This window comes from Embleya scabrispora (assembly GCF_002024165.1).
Classification (GTDB): Bacteria; Actinomycetota; Actinomycetes; order Streptomycetales; family Streptomycetaceae; genus Embleya; species Embleya scabrispora_A.
Genome location: NZ_MWQN01000001.1, coordinates 4,588,058 through 4,611,279 on the forward strand (window position 1 = coordinate 4,588,058; position 23,222 = coordinate 4,611,279).

Sequence of the window (23,222 nt, forward strand, 5' to 3'; positions counted from 1 at the left end):
CGGGTCCGCCCCGGGGATAGCACCCGGGGCGGACCCGTCACGGCTCAGCTTCCGCTCGCCGCCGGCACCGGCTCGGCGCCGTCCACGGCACCCTCCGGCGGACCGGCGGGCCGGGTCGCCCGCCGCGAGGTCTTGCGCGGCTTGGCGGCGGCCTTGGCCGGCTTGGCGGGCTCGGCCTCGGCCGGAGCCTCGGTCGCCGGCTCGGCGGGGGCGGTCTTCGCGGCCCGCTTGGTCGCCTTGCGCGCCTTGGCGGGCGCCGCCGGGGCGGCTTCGGGCGCCGCCTCGGGTGCGGTCGACTCGGTCGGCTGCTCCGTCGCCTCGGCCTCGGCGGCGACCTTCTTGGCCGACTTCCGGGGCGCCTTGGCGGCGGTCTTCTTCGCTGCCGTGGTCTTGGCCGCGGTCTTCTTGGCGGCCGTCTTCTTGGCGGCGGCCTTGCGCACCCGCTTGGCCGGCGCGGGGGCCTCCTCGGCCTCGTCGGCCTGCTCGGCCGCCGCGTCCGGTACGTCCACGCCCTCGGTCACCGCGGGCTCGGGGGCCTCCGCCACCGGCACCTCGGCGACCTCGACCGGCGCCACCGGCTCCGGCACGATCTCCGCCTCGACGACCTCGACCGGCTCCGCGACCTCGACGACCTCGACGTCCTCGAACGTCTCGGCGAGCGCGGGCACCTCGACGACCTCGACGACCTCGTCGAACTCCGGCACGTCCCGCTCGACCGACTCGTCGGTCTCGACGATCTCGGTGATCGGCCCGCTGCCGTTGCGGTCGGCGTTGCCCTTGTTGCGCTTGCGCCGCCCACCGCCGCTCGCCGCACCGTTGCCGCCGTTGCCACCGTGGGTGTGTCCGCCGTTGCCGTGGCCCTTGCTCTCCGGCGCGTCCATGTGCACGATCACGCCGCGCCCGTTGCACCGCTCGCAGTTCTCCGAGAAGGCTTCGAGCAGACCCTGGCCGACCCGCTTGCGGGTCATCTGGACCAGGCCGAGCGAGGTCACCTCGGCGACCTGGTGCTTGGTCCGGTCCCGGCCCAGGCACTCCATCAGCCGGCGCAGGACCAGATCGCGGTTGGCCTCCAGGACCATGTCGATGAAGTCGACGACGATGATCCCGCCGAGGTCGCGCAGCCGGAGCTGGCGGACGATCTCCTCGGCCGCCTCCAGGTTGTTGCGGGTGACGGTCTCCTCGAGGTTGCCGCCCTGACCGGTGAACTTCCCGGTGTTGACGTCGACCACGACCATCGCCTCGGTGCGGTCGATCACCAGCGAGCCGCCGCTGGGCAGCCAGACCTTGCGGTCCAGCGCCTTCATCAGCTGCTCGTCGATGCGGTACGTCGCGAAGACGTCCACCTCGCTGGTCCACCGCGACAGGCGCGGGGCCAGGTCGGGGGCCACGTGGCCGACGTACTCGTGGATGACGCCCCACGCCTCGTCGCCCGAGACGATCAGCTTGGAGAAGTCCTCGTTGAAGATGTCGCGGATGACCCGGACCGTCATGTCCGGCTCGCCGTACAGCAGCGAGGGCGAACTGGTCGTGATCATCTTGGACTTCTTCTTGATGTCCTCCCACTGGGCCTGGAGCCGCGTCACGTCGCGGGTCAGGTCCTCCTCGGTCGCGCCCTCGGCGGCGGTGCGCACGATGACGCCCGCATTCTCCGGCACGATCTTCTTGAGGATGGTCTTCAGCCGAGCCCGCTCGGTGTCCGGGAGCTTGCGGCTGATCCCGGTCATGGTGCCCTCGGGCACGTACACCAGGTAGCGACCGGGCAGCGAGACCTGGCTGGTCAGCCGGGCGCCCTTGTGGCCGATCGGGTCCTTGGTGACCTGGACCAGGACCGACTGGCCGGGCTTGAGCACGGCCTCGATCCGGCGCGGACCGCTGAAGCCCGCCGCCTCGAAGTTGACCTCACCGGCGTACAGCACCGCGTTGCGGCCCTTGCCGATGTCGACGAACGCGGCCTCCATCGACGGCAGCACGTTCTGGACCTTGCCCAGGTAGACGTTGCCGACGTAGGCGGCCTGGGTGTCCTGGCTGCGGCTCACGTAGTGCTCGACGAGCACGTCGTCCTCGAGCACGCCGATCTGGGTGCGGTCGCCGTTCTGGCGCACGACCATGACCCGCTCGACCGCCTCGCGGCGGGCCAGGAACTCCGATTCGGTGATGATCGGCACCCGGCGGCGGCCCTGCGCGCGCCCCTCGCGGCGGCGCTGCTTCTTGGCCTCCAGCCGGGTCGAGCCCTTGACGCCCTGCACCTCGTCGGTGGGGCTGTCGGCGAGCACGTCGCGCTTGCGCGGCTCGCGGACCTTGACCACGGTGCGCTCGGGATCGTCCTGCGGCTCGCCGGCGGGCTCGTCGGCGGCCCCGTCGCGACGGCGGCGCCGACGGCGACGGCGGCTGCTGGTGGTCGCGCCCGCGTCGCTCGGATCGTCGGGGTCCGCGTCCTCGTCGGGGCCGTCGCCGACCCCCTCGATCCGCTGCTCGTCGTCCTCGTCGGAACCGTGGTCCTCGGCGCCGTCGTCACCGCGACCGCGGCGGCGTCGGCCACCGCGCCGGCGCCGACGGGTCGGGCGGTCGCCGTCGGTCTCGTCCTCGTGCGCGTCGTGTGCCTCGGCGCCCTCGGGCTCCTCGGTCGACTCGACCGGCTCGGCCGAGGCGATCGGGCGAGCCGCGTGCCGCTCCTGCTCGTCCTGGTAGCGCGAGTCCTGCGGCTCGGCCTCGGCCGCGCCGTGCACCTCGTCCACCGGCAGCGCGCGACGCCGGCGACGCCGACCGCGCGGCTCCTCGGGCGTGGTCCCCGGCTCGGCCTCGACGGTGTCCTCGGCCGGCGCGGCGACCGGTTCGGCGGCACGCTGCGGCGCCGCGAAGACCGCGGCCTGCGGGGCCTGGAACAGCGGCTGGAAGACCGGCGGCGGCGTCTTGCGCCGGGACGACGGGGCCGCCGGCTCGGCAGCCGCCTCGGGCTCGACCACCGGCTCGACCTCGGCGACGGGCGTCGCCTCGGCCTCCTCGACGGCCGGCACCGCACGCTTGCGGGTACGCCGGGTCCGCCGCGGCGCCTCCTCGGCCTCGGCCTGCGGAGCCTCGGCCTGCGAGGGCTGCGCGGGTTCAGCCGCCTGAGAGACCTGCGCGGCCTGCGCGGTCTCGGCGACCGGCTCGGGCGCGACCTCCTCCGGGGCCGCCTCGGGCGCGACGGCGGCCCGCTTGCGGGTCCGCCGGACCCGACGCGGCGCCTCCTCCTCGGCCGGCGCGCCGGCCTCGGCGGCGACCTCCGCCGGCGCGGCCTCGACCGCCTCCGTCGGCGCGGCCGCGATCGCGGCCGTGTCGGTCACCGGCGCGGTCACCCGCTTGCGGGTACGCCGCGTCCGCCGCGGCGCCTCGGGCTCCGGCTCCGGCTCGGGTTCCGGCGCGGCGTCGACCGGTGCGGTCTCGTCGACCTCCGGCTCCTCCTCGTCGGCCCCACCGGCGGGCGCGGGCGCCTCGGGCGTTGCGGCGGCCGGAACCGGCGCGGCCTCGGGAGAGGGCACGCTCGGCGGTCCGGCCGGACGGCTGGCGGCGCGCCGACGGCGGCGGGGTGCCGACGTCGTGGCCGTGTCGTCCTTCGTACTGTTGTCGTTGTCGGTACCGGGGTTTACCACCCCGGAAGTACCTGATGTCTCAGGCGTGTCGTTGGGCTCGGTGTCGAGCATGCGGGTCTGTCTCCCGTCACGCTTCCGGGCGCTCCAACGCAGGGCGCCGCGCGGAAGCTTCTCTCTCACTCGCCGGTCCCGGCCTTGCGGCCGTGATCCGGGCGATAAGTCTGTCGGAAATTCAAGCCTTGGGCCTCGTGTACCCGGTCGTCACCGATTCGAGGCTTCGACGACGGGTTCTGCACCGCCCTGCGGGCCGGTTCGGAGTTCCTCGCCCCCCTGCGAGGTGTGCTCCACCGCCGATGTCGCGCGGTCGGGCGCGAGCGGGTCGGTCACCGAAACGGTCGCGGCATCGAGCGGCCCCTGCGCCAGGCGGGTGACCGCGGCGGCGGTGGGCGTCACAAGTTCGGCGACCGTGCGAAGACCGGACAGAACGTCGTCGGGTCGAACGGCGGGTGTGGTGTGCCGGACAACCAGTCGCAGTATCGCACAGGGTGCGGCACTACCCGCATCGACACCCTGGTGACCTGCGTCGTTCCCGTCGGGGGTGGTGACGGTCAGCGCGATCACCGCCTCGCGGGCGTCGAATGTGCGCATCCCGTTCTTGCTCATCCGCTGGACCTCGACGGTCTCGGCGGCCAGGAACGCGGTGACCGCGCGCTCGGCCTCCTCGGGAGCGACCCCGTCCAGGGCCAGCTCCCAGACCGACGCCTCCAGGCGCTCGGGGAGGTTGCCGCCCTGTGCCTCGACGATCTCGACGATGTCGAGACCGCTCGGCAGCGACGCGTCCAGCAGATCCCGAAGGCGGGCGGGGTCACAGTGTGTGGCCACGCCGATCTCGAGGTATTCGGCCTCGCTGGCGACGCCGGTGGGCGCCGCTCCCGCGTAGGACACCTTGGGGTGGGGGGTGAAACCGGCGGAGTAGGCCATCGGCACTTCCGCCCGACGCAGGGCCCGCTCGAACGCGCGCTGGAAGTCCCGGTGGCTGGTGAACCGGAGGCGGCCGCGCTTGGTGTACCGGAGGCGCAGTCGCTGGACCGTCGGCGCGGGCGGCGGTCCCTCGGGCGTACGTCGTGCCAGTTTCGCTCAGTCCTCGACTCAAGGGGATGGACAGAAGTCGGTCCAAGACTACGGCCATGGGACGGGTCGGGTCAGCGCCCCCCGATTCCGAGGGCTCGGAGCACCTCTGCGGTGGCCCTGCCGATCGGCCGGAGGACGGCCCGACCGACCCAGCGGCACGGCGCCACGACCAGAACCCGCCATACGGCGCGGATGGCCCTGCCGATCGGCGTGAGCACGTTGCGCCAGGCCCAGGCCACCGGCAGCACCACCAGATGCCGCCAGACCACCGCGATGCCGCGACCGATCGGAACCAGCACCGCACGCCACACCCAGGACAGCGGTCGAATGATCAGGACGTTGAGCACCGCGGTGGAAACGTCCCACGCGAACCGCAGCGCCAGCAGGGTCGCGCGCCCGATCGGCCGCAACACGTGCCGCCACAACCAGGCGCCGGGCACGAGCAGCAGACAGCGGAACAGGAAGGCGAGCGGTCGGTGGATCAGCCGGGTGACCACCCACGCGAGGGCGTTGGCGATCGGGACGAGGATGTAGCGGCCGACGAAGCTCAGCACCGGGTAGAGGAACCAGTCCCACAGCAGCTTCTTCAGCCCCCGCAGGATCGGATGCAGGAACCAGTCCCAGAACAGGAATTTGATCCCCCTGCCGATCAGCCGCACCAACTCCCACAGCAGGCGCAGCGGGACCACGATGATCAGCGCGATGATCCGGGCGGGCCAGCGGACCACCGCGTACAGGCAACCCTCGCCCGGCTCGGGGCCGGTGCGTGGCGGGTACGCGTGGTCCGCGTGCTGTTGCCAGGCCGGCGGCTCCGGCCGGCCCGGTGGCGGATTCCCGCGGGACGGCTCCCACGGCACCCGATCCGGTTGCTCCCCGTTTGCAGTCACCCGGGAAGATTAGTGGTCCCGCCCCCGGCGGGGAGGCGGGACCGGCATCACTGCTTTATGTGACTATCCGACTACTTGACAGCATCGTCAGTGCCCCCGGGTGCGGCCTGTGTGGCGCCTATATATAGGGAGAGCGAGCCACTTCACGCGGGCCACCCCCTCGGCCCCGAGCCCGACCCGGCCCTCGGGTCACTCCGTCGACGTGCCCCCACGCGACGGCGGCGTGTGATCGTCGGGCCGCGCGCCACCGTTCGGCGACATGCCACCGTCCGGCGACGGCCCCGATTCGGCGCGGCGGCCGGCGAACCGGTCCCGGAGCTTGCCGCCCGCGTCCGCCGCGCCGTCGGCGAGGTCGCGCAGCAGGCCGAACAGCGGGTCCGTGGTGGTGCGTACGGACTCGCGGTAGGCGTTCGCCGAGGCCTTGGCCTCCTCGCGCACCGACGCGTTCGGGTCGTCCTCGCGACGCGGATACTCGCCGGCCAAGATCCGCCGATAGTCGTCCCCGTCCGCCCACTTGCGCAGTTCGGCGACCCGGACCACCGGGAACGGGTGGGAACGCCCCAGCAGGTTCATCAACTTGAGCACGCTGTCGCGCAGGTCGCCGGCGCCCTCGTACTCGGCGGCCTGCTCCAGGAACGCGTCGGTGCTCATCTCGTGCAGCTGCGAGCCCCCCGCGACCTTCATCAGTGCGCGCATCGCCACCTCGGGGTCCTGGCCGACCAGCAGGCCCGCCCGGTCACAGGACACCTCCGACTTGCGGAACCACTCCTGCAACGCGGTGATGATCGCGTGCACGCCGATCGTGCCCAGCGGGATCCCGGACAGCGCGGCGGCGAACCGGGTCAGGATCAGCAACATCGTGCGGTACACGGCGTGCCCGGACAGGATGTGCCCGGTCTCGTGGCCGATCACCGTGCGCATCTCGTCGTCGTCGAGCAGTTCGACCAGGCCCGAGGTGACCACGATGAACGGCTTGTCCATGCCGATCGCCATCGCGTTCGGCTGCGGGTCCTGGGTGACGAACAGCTCCGGCACGGCGGGCAGATCCAGGATGTACGCCGACTCGCGGACCATCTCGTGCAGGCGGTGGAACTGCTGCTCGCCCACCCGGACCGAACCCGCCAGGAAGGCGAGTCGGATCGCCCGCTCGGACACCAGGCCCGACATCTGTTTGAGGATGAGATCGAAACCGCTGAGCCGGCGCATCGCCACCAGCGCGGCGCGATCGGAGGGGTGTTCGTAGGCCCGGGAGGAGATCCCGGGGAATCGTCGGCGTCCCTCGAACGGTCCGATCGTCTTGTCGTCCGGCATGCTGCGCCCCCTAGCCTCGAGCAATCCACCTCCACCCTAGGCGCGTCCACGCCCCGAGGCCGAGGGTCGTCCCCGGAACCTGACCGCGCGCCTCACCCTCCGCGCCCGTACGATGTCGTCCGCACACGTCGGCAAAAACTACGCAAGGGCTGACCACGGATGACCCAGCACGCCACGACCGTCCTCACCACGCTGGCCAACGAGAGCGGCAAGCACGAGAACCTGAACGGGCTGGGCGCCGGCATCGGTGCGCTGGCCACGCTGCTCATCCTGCTGTTCGTCGTGACGCGCTTCAACAAGGACCGCTGAGCCCTCGGTCCGAACCCGGACGGCCGCGTCCGGTTCGTCGAATCTCCCTGTCCGCGCCGGGTGCCCCGTTGCCGCCCGGCGCTTCGTCATGCGCGTTAAGGTGACGCCAGGTCAGGGGAGGCCGGGGGAGGGCTCGATGCGCACATTCGCCATGGGCGAGAAGACGAGGCTGGACGATTCGGCCATCAGGGTGGAGTTCGACGTGTCGGGCGAGGGCCTGGCCGCGTACTGCTTCAGCCTCGGGACGGCGGATCTGGACGTGGTCTGCACCGCCCGACCCGCGTCGCTGACGAGCGCGGTCGCGCTCGTGGCGGGCGGGACCGGGACCGCCGAGTTCCATGTGGACCTGTCCGCCGTGGACGACGCGGTGGACCGGCTGGTGTTCGCGATCGGCGCGCAGGCGCCGGGGTTCGGCGCCGGGTCGCGGTTGCGCCTGCTCGGCGCCGACGGCGAGATCGGCCGATTCGTGCTGCCGGTGGGCGAGTTGACCCGGGAGCGGGCGCTGATCCTGGCCGAGGTCTATCGCCGGGACGGGTGGCGGTTCGGCGCGGTGGGGCAGGGCTACGAGGCGGGCCTGGACGAGTTGGTGCGGGACCTGGGCGCGGAGCCCGACCAGGCGCTGTTCACGGCCGCGGTGATGGCGGACCCGGTGATACCGGACACGGCGGCGCACGCCGAACCGGCACCGGAACCCGCCGAGGGAGCCGAGGTCGAGCCCGCGGCCGACGCGCCGGAACCCGCACGGGAGTCCGAGGCCGAATCCGAGGCCGAATCCGAGGCCGAATCCGTGATCGATCCCGAGCCCGCCCCGGAGCCCGACCCCGAGCCCGCGCCGGAACCCGAGGTCGGATCCGCCGCCGAACCCGCGCCGCCCGCCCCGGCCGATGTCGTGGCGGAACCGCCTCCCCCGACCGAGCAGTTGCCGGACTCGCACGCCGCGCCCGACCCCGAGCCCGCCGACGCCGGCCCCCGCTCGCCCCGCCCCGCGCCCGCCGTCGAGTACGAGGGCCGCGGCGACCGGGTCCTCTCCATCGAGCGCCCCGTCGACGCCGGCCCCTTCCTGGTCGAGCTGGAGTCCCGGGGCACCGACAACTTCGTGGTCTGGACGCTGGACGCCGACCTGGAGACGGACAAGCTCCTGGCCAACACGATCGGCACGCACCGGAGCCGGGCCCTGGTGGACGAGCGCGGCACCCGTACCTCGCGCCTGAAGATCGAGGCCGACGGCGCGTGGACCGTCCGACTGCTCACCCCCGAGGCCGCCCGACCGCTCACCGACCGGCTGGAGGGCACGGGTCCCGAGACGGTGCGCTGGGCCGGCCCGCGCACGGTGGTCGCGATGACACACGCCGGCGGCAGCAACTTCATCGTCGGCACCTTCACCGAACACGGCGACGACGAGGCCTATCTCGGCACCCTGGCCAACGCGATCGGCGACTACGAGGGCGAGTCGATCCTGCCCAAGGGCCCCTGCCTGATCGAGGTGGAAGCCGACGGCGCCTGGTCCCTGACCACGATCCCCGACTGACCCGGCGGCCCACCCGCACCTCCCGCCCGGCCGTCGCGACACCCGGCACCGACGCCGACGGCAGACGGCTGAGGCCGACACGCCACCGTTCGGGGGAGTTGGCGGGATAAGGGCCGGTTCCTTGATCTGCTGATCAGGTGAACCACATGCCTCGTCGTCACGGGCTCCTGGCCGTCGCGCTCGCGTTGGTCGCCTCCGTCGTCGTCGGGTGCGGGGGCGGCGGGTCCGGGCCACCCGAGCTGAACTGGTACGTACCGCCGGACAACGGGGCCTATCAAAAGCTCGCCGACCGGTGCAGCCGGGCGTCCGGCGGCGCCTATCGGGTCAAGGTCTCGGTGTTGCCCACCGACGCGTCCGGACAGCGTGAGCAACTGGTGCGCCGGCTGGCCGCCAAGGACTCCTCGATCGACGTGATGGCGCTCGACCCCGTCTACGTACCGGAGTTCGCCGAGGCGCGCTTCCTGCGCCCGTTCACCGCGGCCGAGGCCCCGACGCTGACCGACGGCATGCTGAGCAGTGCCGTGGAGTCCTCGGAGTGGCGGGGCCGCCTGGTCGCCGCGCCGTTCCGGGCCAACACCCAACTCCTGTGGTACCGAAAGTCGGTGGCCGCCGAGGCCGGACTGGACCTCACCCGGCCGATCGGCTGGGACGACCTGATCACCGCCGCGGAGAAGACGCACAAGACCGTCGCGGTGCCCGCCAAGCGCTACGAGGGCCTGACCGTATGGGTCAACGGCCTGGTCACCGGCGCCGGCGGGGCGATCGTGCGGGACGTGGAGAAGGGCGTCGACCTGAAGCCCGCACTGCGCGAGGGCGGCGCGGGCAAGCGGGCCGCCGAGGTGATGCGCCGCCTGGGCCGCTCCTCCGCCGCACCGGCCAACCTGGCCACCTCGATCGAGGACGACACCCGGACCGTGTTCCAGTCCGGCTCCGGCGGCTTCATGATCAACTGGACGTACGCCCGCGGCGCCGCGGCCGAGGCGGTCGCCGGCGGCCAACTCTCGCGCGAGGTGCTGGACGACTACGGCTGGGCCCGCTACCCGCAGACCGATCCGGACAAGCCGTCCAAGCCGCCGTTCGGCGGGATCTCACTGGGCGTCAGCCGATACGGCAAGCACGCCGCCGAGGCGGTGAGCGCGGTGCGCTGCGCGGGCACCCTGGAGAACCAGATCACCTACATGCTGGAGTCCAAGGAGACCACGGCCAGGGCCGCCGCCTACGACGATCCGGGCGTACGCGCGGCGTTGCCGATGGCGGGCCTGATCAAGGAGTCCCTCGACCAGGCCGGCCCGCGTCCGCGCACGCCCTACTACAACGACGTCTCCGCGTCGGTGCAGCGCGAGTACCACCCGCCCGCCGACGTCGACCCGAACTCCGCCCCCCGCGCCACCGACGACCTCATCACCGGGGTCCTGCACGACAAGGTGCTGCTGTGAGCACGGCATCCGCGACCCGCACCGCGCCTCGGCACAGGAAGCCCCGGAAGCAGCTCGACCACGCGCAGCGCATGCGCCGCACCGGATGGCTGCTGTCCGCGCCCGCCGTGCTGATCATGCTCGCGGTCGCGATCGCGCCGCTGGTCGACGCCGCGTGGCTCTCGCTCTTCCACAAGCGGCTGACCACCCCGGACGCCAACTCGTTCGCGGGTCTGTCGAACTACTGGGTGGTGCTCAAGGACCCGCTGTGGTGGACCGACGTGTGGACCACCCTCGCGCTGACCGTGCTCACCGTCTCGGTCGAGTTCGTGATCGGCTTCGGGCTCGCCCAACTGATGCAGCGCGCGCTGTACCTGCGCCGCACACTGCGCACCATCGTGCTGATCCCGTACGGCATCGTCACGGTCGTCTCCGCCTACGCCTGGCGCTACGCGTTCGACCCGTCCACCGGGTTCGTCAACGACTGGTTCGGCACCGACGTCGCCTGGTTCGACCACCGCTGGACCGCGCTGTTCGTGATCGCCCTCTCGGAGATCTGGAAGACCACGCCGTTCATGTCGCTGCTGCTGCTCGGCGGCCTGATCCAGGTCTCCCCGGATGTGCACGAGGCCGCGCGGGTGGACGGAGCCGGGCCGTGGCAGCGGCTCACCCGGGTCACCCTGCCGATCATGAAGCAGGCGATCCTGGTCGCGCTGCTGTTCCGGACCATGGACGCGTTCCGCATCTTCGACTCGGTCTTCGTGATGACCGGCGGCGCCAACGACACCGAAACGGTGTCCTTCCTGGCCTACCGCCAACTGGTCAGCCGCACCGCCCTGGGCCTGGGTTCGGCGATCTCGGTCCTGCTGTTCGCCTGTGTGCTGCTGATCGCGTTCCTGTTCATCAAGCTCTTCCGTACCGACGTGAGCAAGCTCGGGAGCCCCACGTGAGTCAGCCAAGCCCGGCCCGCGAGGGTGTGCGCACCCTGGTCAGCGTCGTGGTGATCGCAATCACCGTGCTCCCCCTGGCCTGGATGCTCTCGCTGTCCTTCAAGAGCGGCGACGACATCAACAACGCGCAGTTCCTGCCCAAGACCTGGAGCCTGGACAACTACCGCACGGTCTTTCGCAACGACCTCTTCACCGACGCGCTGCGCAACTCGATCGGCATCTCGCTGATCGCCACCGCGATCGCGGTCGCCTGCGCCACCGGCACCGCGTACGCGATCGTGCGGATGGAGTTCCCGGGCAAGCGGCTGATCCTGCTCGGCGCGCTGGCGATCGCGATGTTCCCGACCATCGCGGTGGTCGGCCCGCTGTTCGACATGTGGCGCACGATCGGCCTGTTCGACACCTGGATCGGGCTGATCCTGCCCTACCTGTCGTTCACGATGCCGCTGTCGATCTGGACGCTGACCTCGTTCTTCAAGCAGATCCCGTGGGCCCTGGAGGACGCGGCACGGATCGACGGCGCCTCCGCGTGGCAGGCGTTTCGCTACGTGATCGCGCCGATGGCGGTGCCGGCCGTGGTGACCACCGCGATCCTGGTGTTCTTCTTCGCCTGGAACGACTTCGTCTTCTCGGTGTCGCTGACCTCGACCAACAACTCCCGTACCGTGCCCGCCGCGCTGGCCTTCTTCACCGGTGCCTCGCAGTTCCAGCAGCCCACCGCCGCGATCGCGGCGGCCTCCGTCGTGGTGAGCGTTCCGGTGATCGTCCTGGTGCTCGTCTTCCAGAAGCGGATCGTCGCGGGGATCACCTCGGGGGCGGTCAAGGAGTAGGGGCGCGCGCTCGGGGAGCGCGGAACGATAGATTCTCGCGCCATGAGCGAGCGGAACAGACGTGTCGGTGTCATGGGCGGCACCTTCGATCCCATCCACCACGGGCACCTCGTCGCCGCGAGCGAGGTGGCGGGCCAGTTCGGGCTCGACGAGGTCGTGTTCGTGCCGACCGGTCGACCCTGGCAGAAGTCCGTGCAGGACGTGTCCTCGCCCGAGGACCGGTACCTGATGACGGTGATCGCCACCGCGTCCAACCCGACGTTCTCGGTGAGCCGGGTGGACATCGACCGCGAGGGCGAGACGTACACCCTCGACACCCTGCGCGACCTGCGCGAGTCCTCGCCCGAGGGCACCGAAATATTCTTCATCACCGGCGCCGACGCGCTGTCCCAGATCTTCTCCTGGCACAACGCGCACGAGATGTTCGAGCTCGCGCATTTCGTGGGTTGCACCCGTCCGGGGCACACTCTGTCCGACCCGGGTTTCCCGGACGGCGGCGTGAGCCTGGTGGAGGTCCCCGCACTGGCCATCTCGTCGACCGACATCCGTGCAAGGGTGGCCGGGGGCGATCCGGTCTGGTACCTGGTACCGGACGGGGTCGTTCAATACATCAGCAAGCGGGGGCTGTACCGGGGAGCTTCGTGAGCAACGACGACCGGCGCGATTGGGAGCCTTACGGCACCGAGCGAGGGGACGGCGGGCAGGCGCGGGAACCGTACGCCCCGGGGCCGGGCGACGGCGGACACCCGGGATACCCCGCACAACCGCCGGCCGGATCGGGGCCGGAGGGTCTCGAACCGGTGAACTTCGCGCCGCAGCAGTACCCGTACGACCCGAACACCGGTTACGACCCGAACGCGGCCTATGACCCGAATGCCGCTTACGGCGCGGGGAGTTACGACGCGAACGGGTACGGGTCCGGGGCCTACCCGGCGGCGAACCCCGGCGGGGACCCGAACGGGTACGGCCAGGGCGCGGGCGCCGGGACGTACGACCGCAGCGGCGGCCACGGCACGGGCTACGACCCCAACGCCGGCGCCTACGCGCCCGGCACCTACGACTCCACGTCCACCGGCCACACCTCCGGCGGCTACGACCCCAACGCGTACGACCCCAACGCGTACGACCCCAGCCCGTATGACCCCACCCCGTACGACCCCAACGCCTACGACCCGAACGCGTACAGCCCGAACTCGTACGACACGAACGCGTACAACCCCAACGCCTATGACCCGGCGACCCCTTCGGGCGAGGCGTATCCGCAGCAGGGCAACCAGGGCGGATACCCGGACGGGCAGCAGGGCCGCCCCGAACCGCAGCAACCCACCGCGTACTACGAGCAGCCCCCCGCCGCGCCCGCCCCGCCCGTGGTGCCGGCGAGCCGGCCCGGGTCGGCCACGTCGCTGCCGGCGGCCGGTACGGACCCGACCTCGATCGGGGTCGCGGCGGGGTCGACGCCGGTGCGGCCGGCGCGTTCGCGGTCCACCGAGGCGAAGGGCGACGCGGCCCCGCCCGCCGGCTCGTCCGCCGGCAGGGCCGAGGCCGGCTCGACGGGCGACGGTCGGGTGCCGCCGCCGAGGAAGCGTCGCCCGGGTCCGGGGCGGCCGGGACGACCCGGCTACGGCTCGGACGAGTTCGCGTTCGTCGACGACGAGAGCGAGCAGGCCGAGGACGTCATCGACTGGCTCTCCTTCGCCGAGACCCGTTCCGAGCGCCGGGACGAGAAGCGCCGGGCGATCCGGACCCGGCTGATCGCCCTCGTCGTGGTGATCGCGGTGGCGCTGCTCGGTGTCGGCGGCTGGTTCGCCTGGGACACCTGGTTGCGGGACGAGAAGAAGGTCGCCGCGCCGGGCAAGAACGGCGGCGTGCTGGTGCAACTGCGCGGCAAGGACGGCCGCGCCTCGGCCAACGCGCTGCTCACCGTCGACCCGGCGAAGAACACCGCGTCCATGGTCAGCGTGTCCTCGGTCACCATCGTCAACTCCGACAACAGCTCCTTCCCGCTCGGCCAGTTGATGGCCGACGAGGGCCCCGGCGCGTCCCGGGACGCGCTGTCCGACCTGCTCGGGGTCAAGCTGGACGGCTCCTGGGTGGTCTCCGAGCCGGTCCTGCAGGGCCTGGTCGACCTCGCGGGCGGCATCCAGCTCAACGCCGACATCGAGATCAAGGGCCAGGACGGCAAGGTCCTGGTCGGACAGGGTCGCAACCCGGCGAACGGGGTCGCGGCGCTGGCGTTCGCCACGTACAAGCAGCCGGGCGAGTCGCCGACGGTGTCCGGCGACCGGTTCGGCCGAGTCCTCCAGGGCCTGCTGGCCGCGTTCCCGACGCAGCCCGACGCGGTCCTGACGCTGCTCGCCAACATGGCGAACCTGCCCGACCCCTCGCTGCCGGACGACAAGCTCAGCACCCTGCTCGCGAACCTGGCCAAGGCGACCCAGGCGAAGCTGTTGCAGGTCCGGGCGCTGCCGGTCTCGCCGGAGGGCATCCTGGACATCAACGCCGCCGTCCCGATCGTGCGCGAGCTGCTGGGCGGCACCGTACGTCAGGGCCGGGTCGAGGCGGGTCCGGCGCGGGTGATGGTCGAGGACGCGAGCGGCAAGAACGGCGCCCAGGAGGACGCGCACGCCAAGCTGCTGAACGCGGGCGTCACGTACGTCCCCGGCGGCGCGTCGGGCAAGCGCGCACAGCCCACGTCGGTCGTGCAGTACTCCAACGACTCCCGCAAGGCGGACGCGGAGCAGGCCGCGCTGACCCTGCACCTGCCGCCGACCTCGGTGAAGAAGGCGACGGGGGAGATGCTGGCGGACGTGGTGGTCACGCTCGGCCAGGACTACGCGTTCGAAGCGCCCAAGCCGTAGCAGCGGCGCTTCCCGGCCCGCCGGTCCCGAATGGACCGGCGGGCCGGGAAGCGGGCCGGGTCGGCTGCGGCCCGGCCGGTCGGGAAATAACGAGTCGCCGTCGCACGCCCCGCGTGTGAGACCCTGAACGGTAATCCCCTTGTCGTCCGCAGGAAGCGAATCGTGACCGCAACCCCCCACGCCCTGGAGCTCGCCACCGCGGCTGCCGTGGCATGTGCAGAGAAGCTCGCCATCGACGTCGTCGCCTACGACGTGAGCGAGGTGGTCACGATCACCGACGTGTTCGTGCTCGCTTCCGCGTCCAACGACCGCCAGGTCAAGGCGATCATGGACGAGGTCGAGGAAGCGTTGCGCGGGCTCGGCGCCAAGCCGGTCCGCCGCGAGGGCGAGCGCGAAGGGCGCTGGATCCTCCTCGACTACATCGACATCGTGGTGCACGTCCAGCACGCCGAGGAGCGGGCCTACTACTCGCTCGAGAAGTTGTGGAAGGACTGCCCGCGGATCGAGCTGCCGGAAGCGGTGCTCCGCGGCAACGAGCAGGCCCGGGCCGCAGAGGCGGCGGGGGCGGCGGAGGGCGCGCTCTGAGCGGCACCGGCCGCCGGGTCCTGCTGTGGCGGCACGGCCAGACCACGTGGAACGTCGAGCGGCGCTTCCAGGGCCAGACCGACATCCCGCTGACCGACGAGGGCCTGGCCCAGGCCCGGCGCTCGGCCCGACTGCTCGCGGCGCTGCGCCCGGACGCAATCGTGTCCTCCGACCTGACCCGCACCGTGGACACCGCGGCGGAGCTGGCCCGGCTGGTCGACGTCCCGGTCACCCTGGATCCCGCACTGCGTGAGACCTACGCGGGCGAGTGGCAGGGGCTGACGAATCGCGAGATCGAGGCGACCTTCCCCGAGCAGTTCGCCGCCTGGCGACGCGGCGAGCCGGTCCGGCGCGGCGGCGGCGAGCTGGAGAGCGAGGTCGCCGAGCGGATGGCCGAGGCGATCAACCTCGCGGTCGAGAAGCTGCCCGACGACGGCACGCTCGTGGTGGTCTCGCACGGCGGCGCGATCCGCTGCGGACTCGGCGCGCTGCTCGGCCTGCCCCGGGAGACCTGGGGCGCGCTGGGCGCGCTGTCCAACTGCTGCTGGTCGGTGCTCGGCCCGGGGGCCCGGGGATGGCGCCTGCTGGAGCACAACGCGGGGACGCTGCCGGAACCGGTCATCGGGGACGACGTCTGACGGTCGTGACGCAAGGCATGTGACGGTCTCGGAGCCGGGTGCGAACCCGGCTCCGAGACCGTTTTCGCTGCACCCCCGCCGCACCGCCGAGTCTCGCCCCGCTTGCCGCCGAGTCCTCACCCGGCGGCCTCGCCCCCCTGTTTGCGGTACAGGTCCTCCAGGTCGGCGAGCATGCCGTCGGCGAGATCGCGCTCGGCCTGCCAGTAGCGCTCGCTCCACTTGAGCACCAGGGCCGGGAACGGCCAGCGGTCCTGCGCGCTGTCCTCGCTCGCGCGCACCTCGACCAGCGTGCTCGCCGCGTAGTCGCGGTGCTCGACCAGGGTCTTCCGCAGCTCTTCCGGCTCGCTGAGGTGGCCGAGCCAGACCCGGAGCGCGACGCCGTGCTTGAGCACGGGCGGCCCCGCCGGGGTCTCGCGCGCCCACGTGGCCAGCGCCTCCTGACCGGAGTCGGTGATGCGGTACAGCCGCTTGTTGCGCAGTTCGTCCTGCGAGGCGATCCGCGAGACGGCGAAGCCGAGCTGCTCCAGGCGCTTGAGCTCGCTGTAGATCTGGCTGAGCGCCGGACTCCAGTAGAAGAAGCGCAGGGACGCGTCGGCCCACTTCTTGAGGTCGTAGCCGGAGCGCTCGCCCGGGAACGACAAGAGGCCGAGCACGGCCCACGCGGTTGCGGGCAGCTTCGGGAGCGGATCCCCCGTCATCGTGGCCTCCATCGGTACGCGCGAGTTTTTCTGATTCTACGTCAGTTGGCTATTGACCTGACTGGTCGTCATACATCTAATTGAAGTATTCCACGCCTCGCGCACCAGGAGTACGGCATGCAGTTCTCGATGATCTTCGAAGCCCAGATGGCCAATCCCACGGCGGAACACGAGCGTGAGGTCATCCTCGACTCCGTGGAGCAGGCCGTATACGCCGAGCGCATGGGCTTCGACCGCGTCTGGGCCGTGGAGCACCACTCGACGAAGTGGTACTCGCACATGAGCGCGCCGGAGATCTTCCTGACCTGGGTGGCCGCGCGTACCAGCCGGATCCGGATCGCCCACGGCGCGGTCTGCATGCCGTTCAACTTCAACCACCCGGCCCGGGTCGCCGAGCGCATCGGCATGCTGGACACGCTCTCCGGCGGCCGGCTCGACGTCGGCGCGGCCCGCGGCGGCACGCTCCAGGAGTCCTCGCTGTGCGGCGTGGACATCGAGCAGACCAAGGCCCAGGTCGAGGAGGCGCTGCGGATCATCGGCGCGGCGTGGCAGCAGGACGAGTTGGTGTGGCACGGCGACGTGCTCGACATCGAGGGCTCGCACCCGATCCTGCCGCGCCCGGTACAGACTCCGCACCCGCCGCTGTTCCTGGCCTGCAGCAAGCAGCCGAGCCTGGTCGAGGCGGCGGAGTACGGCGTCGGCGCGCTGGTCCTCGGCTTCGCCGGTCCGGAGGAGGTGGCCAACCTCAACCGGATCTACCGGGACGCGATCAAGGAGCGCACCGGGGAGCGGTTCGTGTCCTCGGTGACCAACGACCACTTGGTCGCGCTGTGCCCGACGATCGTCTCCGAGGACGGCGCCCGGGCCCGCCAGGTGGGCGCGCGCGGTCAGCGCTTTTTCGCCCAGTCGATCGCGCACTGGTTCTCCGGCGGCAGGTCCGGCATCCCGGACGAGGCCGTGGTCGAGGGCCGAGACGAGGTGGCGGTCATCCACGAGGCCGCCGAACAGCAGGTCGCGATGCTGCACGAGGCGAAGATCCCGGTCACGGTCAACGCCACCGCCACCTACAACGTGAACCACGCGTACGGCACGGCGGAGGACGCGATCGGCTACGTCCAAAAGCTGATCGACGCGGGGGCCGACGAGATCATGTGCCTGATCCAGATGGGCACGGTCCCGCAGGCGGACTGCATGGAGACGATCCGGATCTGGGGGGAGCGGGTCATTCCGCACTTCCGCGCGAAGTACGGGGCCTGAGTGATCGAGACTTCGTTCGGGACGCGGCGCGCGAGCGCCCGTGTCCCGGGCGAGAGCGACCGGCCGGATCCGGTGCGGAGGACCGGATCCGGCCGACCCGGGGCCGAGGGCCCGACGACTGGGAGGTGGTAACCGTGAGCGATTCGATCGATCTGACCGGCAAGGTGGCGATCGTCACCGGCGCGGCGCGGGGCCAGGGTGCGGCCGAGGCGCGGTTGTTCGCCCGGCGCGGGGCCCGCGTCGTGCTGACCGATCTGCTCGAGGACGAGGGTGCCCGGGTCGCCGAGGAGATCGGCCCCGAGGCCCGGTTCGTGCGGCACGACGTGTCGAGCGCGTCGGACTGGGCGGCGGTCGTCGAGCTGGCCGTGCGGGAGTTCGGCGTGGTGGACGTGCTGGTCAACAATGCCGGGATCATGTGGACCAAGCCGATCCTGGAGGAGACGCCGGAGGGTCTGGACCGGATCCTGAAGGTCAACCTGTTCGGCGCCTTCCACGGGATCCGGGCGGTGGCACCGCTGATGCGGGCGAACGGCGGCGGGTCGATCGTGAACATCTCCTCGCTCGCCGGCCTCCAGGGCATCCCGGGACACGCGGCCTACGGCTCCTCCAAGTGGGCGGTCCGCGGCCTGACCAAGACCGCCGCCCTGGAGTTGGGCGAGTACGGGATCCGGGTCAACTCCGTGCACCCGGGCGCCGTGGACACGCCGATGATCGGCAACCGCTTCACGCGCGGGCCGGGCAATTTCCCCACCGTGCCGCTGCGTCGGGTGGGCGAGCCGGAGGACGTCGGCGAACTGGTGGCGTTCCTGGCCTCCGACGCGTCCTCGTGGATCACCGGTACCGAGTTCGTGATCGACGGCGGTTCGATGGCGGGCATCGTGCCGCCGGTGCAGGGGTAGCGGCGGCAGCGGGGCCGGCCGACAACCGTTCGGTCGGATTTCGATTTGCTTAGTTGTACTATGCAAATGCGAGCCGAGAAGTCGGCAGGCACGGATCGAAGGAACGCATCATGGCTGAACTCCAGGGCCCCAACCTGACCGACAAGGTCGTCATCGTCACCGGCGGCGCCCGCGGCCTCGGCGCCGCGGCGGCCAAGCAGATCGTCGACGGCGGCGGCCGGGTGGTCCTCACCGATCTGCTCGACGAAGGGGCCGAGACGGCCGCCGCACTCGGCGCGCACGCCCGCTTCCACCGGCACGACGTGACCAGCCAGGAGCAGTGGAAGGCCGTCGTCGACTTCACCGTGGCCGAGTTCGGTCGGGTGGACGGACTGGTCAACAACGCCGGCGTGTCCACCGGGGCGATGTTCGACACCGAGACGCTCGAACACTTCGAGTTCGTGATCAAGGTCAATCTGACCGGCGTCTGGCTGGGCATGCAGGCGGTGATCCCGCACCTGAAGGCGAACGGCGGCGGGTCGATCGTCAACATCTCCTCCGCGGCGGGCCTGATGGGGCTCGCGATGACCGGCTCCTACGGCGCGTCCAAGTGGGCGGTGCGCGGCATGAGCAAGGTCGCCGCGGTGGAGTTGGGCCCGGCGCGGATCCGGGTCAACTCGGTGCACCCCGGCATGGTCTACACCCCGATGACCTCGGTCGTCGGCATCCAGGCGGGCGAGGGCAACTACCCGAACACCCCGATGGGTCGGGTCGGCGAGCCGAGCGAGATCGGCGCGGCCGTCGCGTTCCTGCTCTCCGACGCGGCGTCGTATGTGACGGGTGCGGAGTTGGCGGTGGACGGCGGGTGGACCACCGGGCCGACCGTCAAGTACGTGATGGGTCAGTGAGACGGGTGATCGCGCCGCGTCCGGAGACGGGCGGGGCGGCTCCGGTGGAGGGCGTGGTGTCCGTGGACAGTGTGGACGGGGTGGACGGGGTGTGTGGGCATGGCTGATCTGACCGGCAAGGTGGCGATCGTCACCGGGGCCGCCCGTGGGCAAGGGGCGGCCGAAGCGCGGTTGTTCGTGGCCTCCGGGGCGAGCGTGGTGCTCACCGACCTGTTGACCGAGGAGGGTGAGCGGGTGGCCGCCGAACTGGGCGCCGCCGCGCGCTTCGTCCGGCACGACGTATCCGATCCGGCGGACTGGGCCGAGGTGGTCGACGTCGCGGTCGAGGCGTTCGGCGGTCTCGACATCCTGGTCAACAACGCCGCGATCTACTGGACCAGGGGCTTCGCCGACGAGACGGCGGAGCGCGTGGAGCGGATCATGCGGGTCAACTTCTTCGGCGTCTGGCACGGCATGCAGGCGGTGCTGCCCGCGATGAAGGCGCGCGGGGGCGGCTCGATCGTCAACATCTCGTCCCAGGCCGGCCTGGAGGGCATGCCGGGACACGCGGCCTACGGCGCGACCAAATGGGCGGTACGCGGACTCTCCAAGACCGTCGCCCTGGAGGTCGGCGAGCACGGCATCCGGGTCAACTCGGTACACCCGGGCACCATCGACACCCCGATGATCGCCGCGGTCGGGCTGGAGCAGGGCGCCGGGAAGTACCCGTCCGTGCCGCTGCGCCGGATCGCCGCCCCGGAGGAGGTCGCCGAGGTGGTGGCCTTCGTCGCCTCCGACGCGGCGTCCTACCTGACCGGCACCGAATTGGTCGTCGACGGCGGTGCCATGGCCGGGATGGTCCGGCCGGTCGGCAGCTTCTAGGCGCGGGCCGGGGATGGGCGGGGTGCCTCGACGAGCGCGCTCCGCGTATCCCCGGTCACCGGCGATCGGCGCCGGGAAAGGCGTTTGGAAGCGGTGCGGGGGAGCGTGTAAAGTACTCGTGGACGGGCGGGCAAGCCCACCGGCCAAGTGAATAGCGGGGCTGTAGCTCAGTTGGTAGAGCGCTTGCATGGCATGCAAGAGGTCCGGAGTTCAATTCTCCGTAGCTCCACAGAGATGGTGAGACCGCCTTCCGGATGCGTTCGGGAGGCGGTCTTTTTTGCGTCATGGGTGTCTGTCGGATGACTGCGGGACGCCTTCCGGACGTGTTCCCGATCGGCATCGGCGGAAAAAGTGTGAAAGCCCTGTTCCGGGCATTCTCCCTTCGGGATCTCGACGGAGGTGAGCGTGCGATGACGGAGAGTCGGTTCTGGGAGCGGGCGATGGACCGGGCGATCGTGCCCGGATACAGCCGGATCGGGTACCGGGTGCGGCGGTCGGGATTCGCGGCCGACCCCGAGCACGCGCTCAAGGGGCGGACCGTGGTGGTGACCGGGGCCTCGTCCGGGATCGGCGAGGCGGCGGTGGTCGGTCTGGCCCGGCTCGGCGCGACCGTGGTGCTGGTCGGGCGGGACGAGGCGCGGACCGAGGCGGCCGGCCGGCGGGTCGCCGAACTGGTGCCCGGGGCCGACCTCGCGGTGCGCCGCTGCGACGTGGGCAGCCTGCCGGACGTGGCCCGCTTCGCGAAGGAGGTGCGGGCCGAACAGGGTCCGCTGCACGCGCTCGTGCACAACGCCGGCGTGTTGCCCCGGGAGCGGACGGTCACCGCCGAGGGGCACGAGGCGTGCCTGGCGGTGCATGTGCTCGGACCACACCTGCTCACGCGCCTCCTCGCCGGCGACGCCGCCTCCTGCGCGCGGGTGGTGTGGATGAGCTCGGGCGGGATGTACACCCAGCGGCTGCCGGTGGACGACATCGAGTACGAGCGCGGCCCGTACCGGCCCACCGTCGCCTACGCCCGGACCAAACGCATGCAGGTCGTGCTCGCCGAACTGTGGGCCGAACACCTGGGCGACGGCGGCCCGGTCGTACACGCCACCCACCCGGGCTGGACCGACACCCCGGGGCTGCGCGCGTCGATGCCCACCTTCCGCCGGCTGACCGCGCCGCTGCTGCGCAGCCCCGAGGAGGGCGCGGACACCGCCGTGTGGTTGTGCGCGGCCGACGAACCCGGCCGCACCACCGGGCTGTTCTGGCAGGACCGCGTCCCGCGCCCGACCCACTACCGCGCGGCCACGCGCGAGAGCCGGCCGGACCGGGCCTGGTTCTGGCGGCGGTGCCAGGAACTCACCCACCCGTGGGCGGGGGAGTGCGGGGGGCGTGGGGACTGAGGGGGCGGGTCGGGGTCCGGATGGGGTAGAAGGGTGGGCCCGGGGACGGTCGACTCGTCCCGGGCCCACCCCTCGAAGCGCTCACGCGAGCGGGAATCCGACCCCGTGCTCCTCGACCGGCCGAGGTCCGTGGATGCGCCGCTCGGCCTCGGTGATCGGGACGTCGTTGATGCTCGCCTCGCGCCGCCGCATCAGGCCGTTGTCGGCGAACTCCCACAACTCGTTGCCGTAGCTGCGCCAGAAGGCGCCGGCACCGTCGTGCCACTCGTACTGGAAGCGCACCGCGATGCGGTCGGCGGTGTAGGACCACAACTCCTTGCGCAGTGCGTAGTCCTGCTCGCGGGTCCACTTCTCGGTCAGGAACTCGACGATGGCCGGGCGGCCGGTGACGAAGCGGTCGCGATTGCGCCACACCGAGTCGGGGGTGTAAGCGAGCGCGACGCGCTCGGGGTCGCGGGTGTTCCAGGCGTCCTCGGCGGCCTGCACCTTGGCGCGGGCGTCGGCCTCGGTGAAGGGGGGCAGCGGGGGCCTCACTCGGACCACCCCGACTGCTCGATCACGTCGACGAAGTTCGTGCGCTCGAAGCCGGGGACGAACCGGTCCAGGACATCCGCCTTGACGTTGCCGAACGTGGTCTGCGGGCGGTGTTCGATGCCCTCGGTGAACGCGCGCAGGATCCGCCGCTTGAAGTCCGGGCGGGGATGCGCGGCGACCACGGCCGCGCGCGCCTGCTCGGAGATGTCGTCGAGGCCGATCCCGAGCACGTCCAGTTCGACGCCGGCGGTCACCAGGGCGACCTCGGGCTCCATTCGGGTGGGGATCTCGGGGGTGGTGTGCAGGGCGATCGCGGTCCACACGATGCGGGCCTGCTCGGCGGAGAGGCCGTGTCGGAGTACGAAGTCGCGGGCCGCGTCGGCGCCGTCCAGTTCGAAGCGCTGCTGTGAGTCGCGGCGCTCGGCGGTCAGTCCGAGGTCGTGGAACAGCGCTGCCACATAGAGCAGTTCGGGGTCGAAGGCCAAGCCCCGGCGGCGACCCTGGAGCGCGCCGAACAGGTACACGCGGCGCGAGTGGTCGTAGAGCAGCGGGCCGGCGGTGTCCCGGACCAGTTCGGTCGCCTCCTTGGCGAGCGCGCTGTCGGGGATGTCGACGTCGGCGATGCGTTCGGACATGGCGTCGGTCCTTTCCTGGGTGCGGGTGATGGATCGCGGGTGGTGGGTGACG

General features: G+C 71.6%; 21 protein-coding genes and 1 tRNA gene. 15 read left to right on the forward strand and 7 right to left on the reverse strand.

Annotation, left to right across the window (positions count from 1 at the left end; all coding sequences use genetic code 11):
* Nucleotides 1–44 precede the first annotated feature (44 nt).
* From B4N89_RS20295 to B4N89_RS20310, 4 genes are all read right to left on the reverse strand, one after another.
* The gene (locus tag B4N89_RS20295) at nt 45–3,680 is read right to left on the reverse strand and encodes an Rne/Rng family ribonuclease (protein ID WP_078977260.1); all 3,636 of its coding nucleotides are present in this window, start codon (nt 3,678–3,680) and stop codon (nt 45–47) included.
* A gap of 150 nt (nt 3,681–3,830) precedes the next feature.
* Complete coding sequence (locus B4N89_RS20300) at nt 3,831–4,700, reverse strand: TIGR03936 family radical SAM-associated protein (protein WP_078977261.1); 870 nt, start codon at nt 4,698–4,700, stop codon at nt 3,831–3,833.
* Nucleotides 4,701–4,771: 71 nt separating this feature from the next.
* Nucleotides 4,772–5,587 (reverse strand): hypothetical protein, encoded by an 816-nt coding sequence (locus B4N89_RS20305; RefSeq protein ID WP_143658038.1) that lies wholly within the window; start codon nt 5,585–5,587, stop codon nt 4,772–4,774.
* Nucleotides 5,588–5,776: 189 nt separating this feature from the next.
* Nucleotides 5,777–6,898 (reverse strand): M48 family metallopeptidase, encoded by a 1,122-nt coding sequence (locus B4N89_RS20310; protein ID WP_078977263.1) that lies wholly within the window; start codon nt 6,896–6,898, stop codon nt 5,777–5,779.
* Between the two features lie 159 nt (nt 6,899–7,057).
* On the opposite strand from B4N89_RS20310, the gene B4N89_RS50740 reads away from it, so the two are divergent.
* The 9 genes from B4N89_RS50740 to B4N89_RS20350 all read left to right on the forward strand — a co-directional run bounded on the left by B4N89_RS50740 (nt 7,058) and on the right by B4N89_RS20350 (nt 16,011).
* The gene (locus B4N89_RS50740; protein WP_201260871.1) at nt 7,058–7,207 is read left to right on the forward strand and encodes a hypothetical protein; all 150 of its coding nucleotides are present in this window, start codon (nt 7,058–7,060) and stop codon (nt 7,205–7,207) included.
* Between the two features lie 136 nt (nt 7,208–7,343).
* A complete protein-coding gene (locus B4N89_RS20315) occupies nt 7,344–8,735 on the forward strand; it encodes a TerD family protein (protein ID WP_161500763.1) in 1,392 nt (463 codons plus the stop codon).
* A 146-nt stretch (nt 8,736–8,881) separates the two neighbouring features.
* Nucleotides 8,882–10,171 carry an extracellular solute-binding protein gene (locus B4N89_RS20320; RefSeq protein WP_078979489.1) on the forward strand — a complete coding sequence of 430 codons (1,290 nt, stop codon included), beginning with the start codon at nt 8,882–8,884 and terminating at the stop codon, nt 10,169–10,171.
* Entirely contained in the window at nt 10,168–11,100 is a 933-nt protein-coding gene (locus tag B4N89_RS20325) for a carbohydrate ABC transporter permease (protein WP_078977265.1), read from the forward strand. Before B4N89_RS20320 ends, B4N89_RS20325 begins: the two co-directional genes overlap by 4 nt.
* Entirely contained in the window at nt 11,097–11,930 is an 834-nt protein-coding gene (locus tag B4N89_RS20330) for a carbohydrate ABC transporter permease (protein ID WP_078977266.1), read from the forward strand. Before B4N89_RS20325 ends, B4N89_RS20330 begins: the two co-directional genes overlap by 4 nt.
* A 42-nt stretch (nt 11,931–11,972) precedes the next feature.
* Nucleotides 11,973–12,575: a nicotinate-nucleotide adenylyltransferase gene (nadD, locus tag B4N89_RS20335; RefSeq protein WP_078977267.1), complete on the forward strand. Its 603-nt coding sequence runs from the start codon at nt 11,973–11,975 to the stop codon at nt 12,573–12,575.
* Nucleotides 12,572–14,788: an LCP family protein gene (locus tag B4N89_RS53030; protein ID WP_078977268.1), complete on the forward strand. Its 2,217-nt coding sequence runs from the start codon at nt 12,572–12,574 to the stop codon at nt 14,786–14,788. The genes nadD and B4N89_RS53030 overlap by 4 nt, the downstream gene beginning before the upstream one ends.
* 162 nt (nt 14,789–14,950) lie before the next feature.
* Nucleotides 14,951–15,373, forward strand: a complete 423-nt coding sequence (gene rsfS / locus B4N89_RS20345) for a ribosome silencing factor (RefSeq protein WP_078977269.1) — start codon at nt 14,951–14,953, stop codon at nt 15,371–15,373.
* Nucleotides 15,370–16,011, forward strand: coding sequence for a histidine phosphatase family protein (locus B4N89_RS20350; RefSeq protein WP_201260994.1), 642 nt, complete (start codon nt 15,370–15,372; stop codon nt 16,009–16,011). Before rsfS ends, B4N89_RS20350 begins: the two co-directional genes overlap by 4 nt.
* 116 nt (nt 16,012–16,127) lie before the next feature.
* Here B4N89_RS20350 and B4N89_RS20355 read toward each other — a convergent pair whose 3' ends face one another.
* A complete protein-coding gene (locus B4N89_RS20355; RefSeq protein ID WP_235618704.1) occupies nt 16,128–16,709 on the reverse strand; it encodes a PadR family transcriptional regulator in 582 nt (193 codons plus the stop codon).
* A 117-nt stretch (nt 16,710–16,826) separates the two neighbouring features.
* On the opposite strand from B4N89_RS20355, the gene B4N89_RS20360 reads away from it, so the two are divergent.
* From B4N89_RS20360 to B4N89_RS20385, 6 genes are all read left to right on the forward strand, one after another.
* Nucleotides 16,827–17,966: an LLM class flavin-dependent oxidoreductase gene (locus tag B4N89_RS20360; protein WP_078977271.1), complete on the forward strand. Its 1,140-nt coding sequence runs from the start codon at nt 16,827–16,829 to the stop codon at nt 17,964–17,966.
* Between the two features lie 134 nt (nt 17,967–18,100).
* On the forward strand, nt 18,101–18,865 hold the full coding sequence (locus B4N89_RS20365; protein ID WP_235618705.1) for a glucose 1-dehydrogenase: 765 nt from the start codon (nt 18,101–18,103) through the stop codon (nt 18,863–18,865).
* Nucleotides 18,866–18,975: 110 nt separating this feature from the next.
* On the forward strand, nt 18,976–19,752 hold the full coding sequence (locus B4N89_RS20370; protein WP_078977272.1) for a glucose 1-dehydrogenase: 777 nt from the start codon (nt 18,976–18,978) through the stop codon (nt 19,750–19,752).
* Nucleotides 19,753–19,851: 99 nt separating this feature from the next.
* Nucleotides 19,852–20,613, forward strand: coding sequence for a glucose 1-dehydrogenase (locus tag B4N89_RS20375; RefSeq protein ID WP_078977273.1), 762 nt, complete (start codon nt 19,852–19,854; stop codon nt 20,611–20,613).
* Nucleotides 20,614–20,769: 156 nt separating this feature from the next.
* Nucleotides 20,770–20,842 (forward strand) — tRNA-Ala (locus B4N89_RS20380).
* A 181-nt stretch (nt 20,843–21,023) separates the two neighbouring features.
* Nucleotides 21,024–22,001 (forward strand): SDR family NAD(P)-dependent oxidoreductase, encoded by a 978-nt coding sequence (locus tag B4N89_RS20385; protein ID WP_078977274.1) that lies wholly within the window; start codon nt 21,024–21,026, stop codon nt 21,999–22,001.
* Nucleotides 22,002–22,082: 81 nt separating this feature from the next.
* On the opposite strand, the gene B4N89_RS20390 is transcribed toward B4N89_RS20385, so the two are convergent.
* Nucleotides 22,083–22,535, reverse strand: coding sequence for a nuclear transport factor 2 family protein (locus B4N89_RS20390; RefSeq protein ID WP_414646383.1), 453 nt, complete (start codon nt 22,533–22,535; stop codon nt 22,083–22,085).
* On the reverse strand, nt 22,532–23,170 hold the full coding sequence (locus B4N89_RS20395; RefSeq protein ID WP_078977276.1) for an HD domain-containing protein: 639 nt from the start codon (nt 23,168–23,170) through the stop codon (nt 22,532–22,534). The genes B4N89_RS20390 and B4N89_RS20395 overlap by 4 nt, the downstream gene beginning before the upstream one ends.
* Nucleotides 23,171–23,222: the final 52 nt, after the last annotated feature.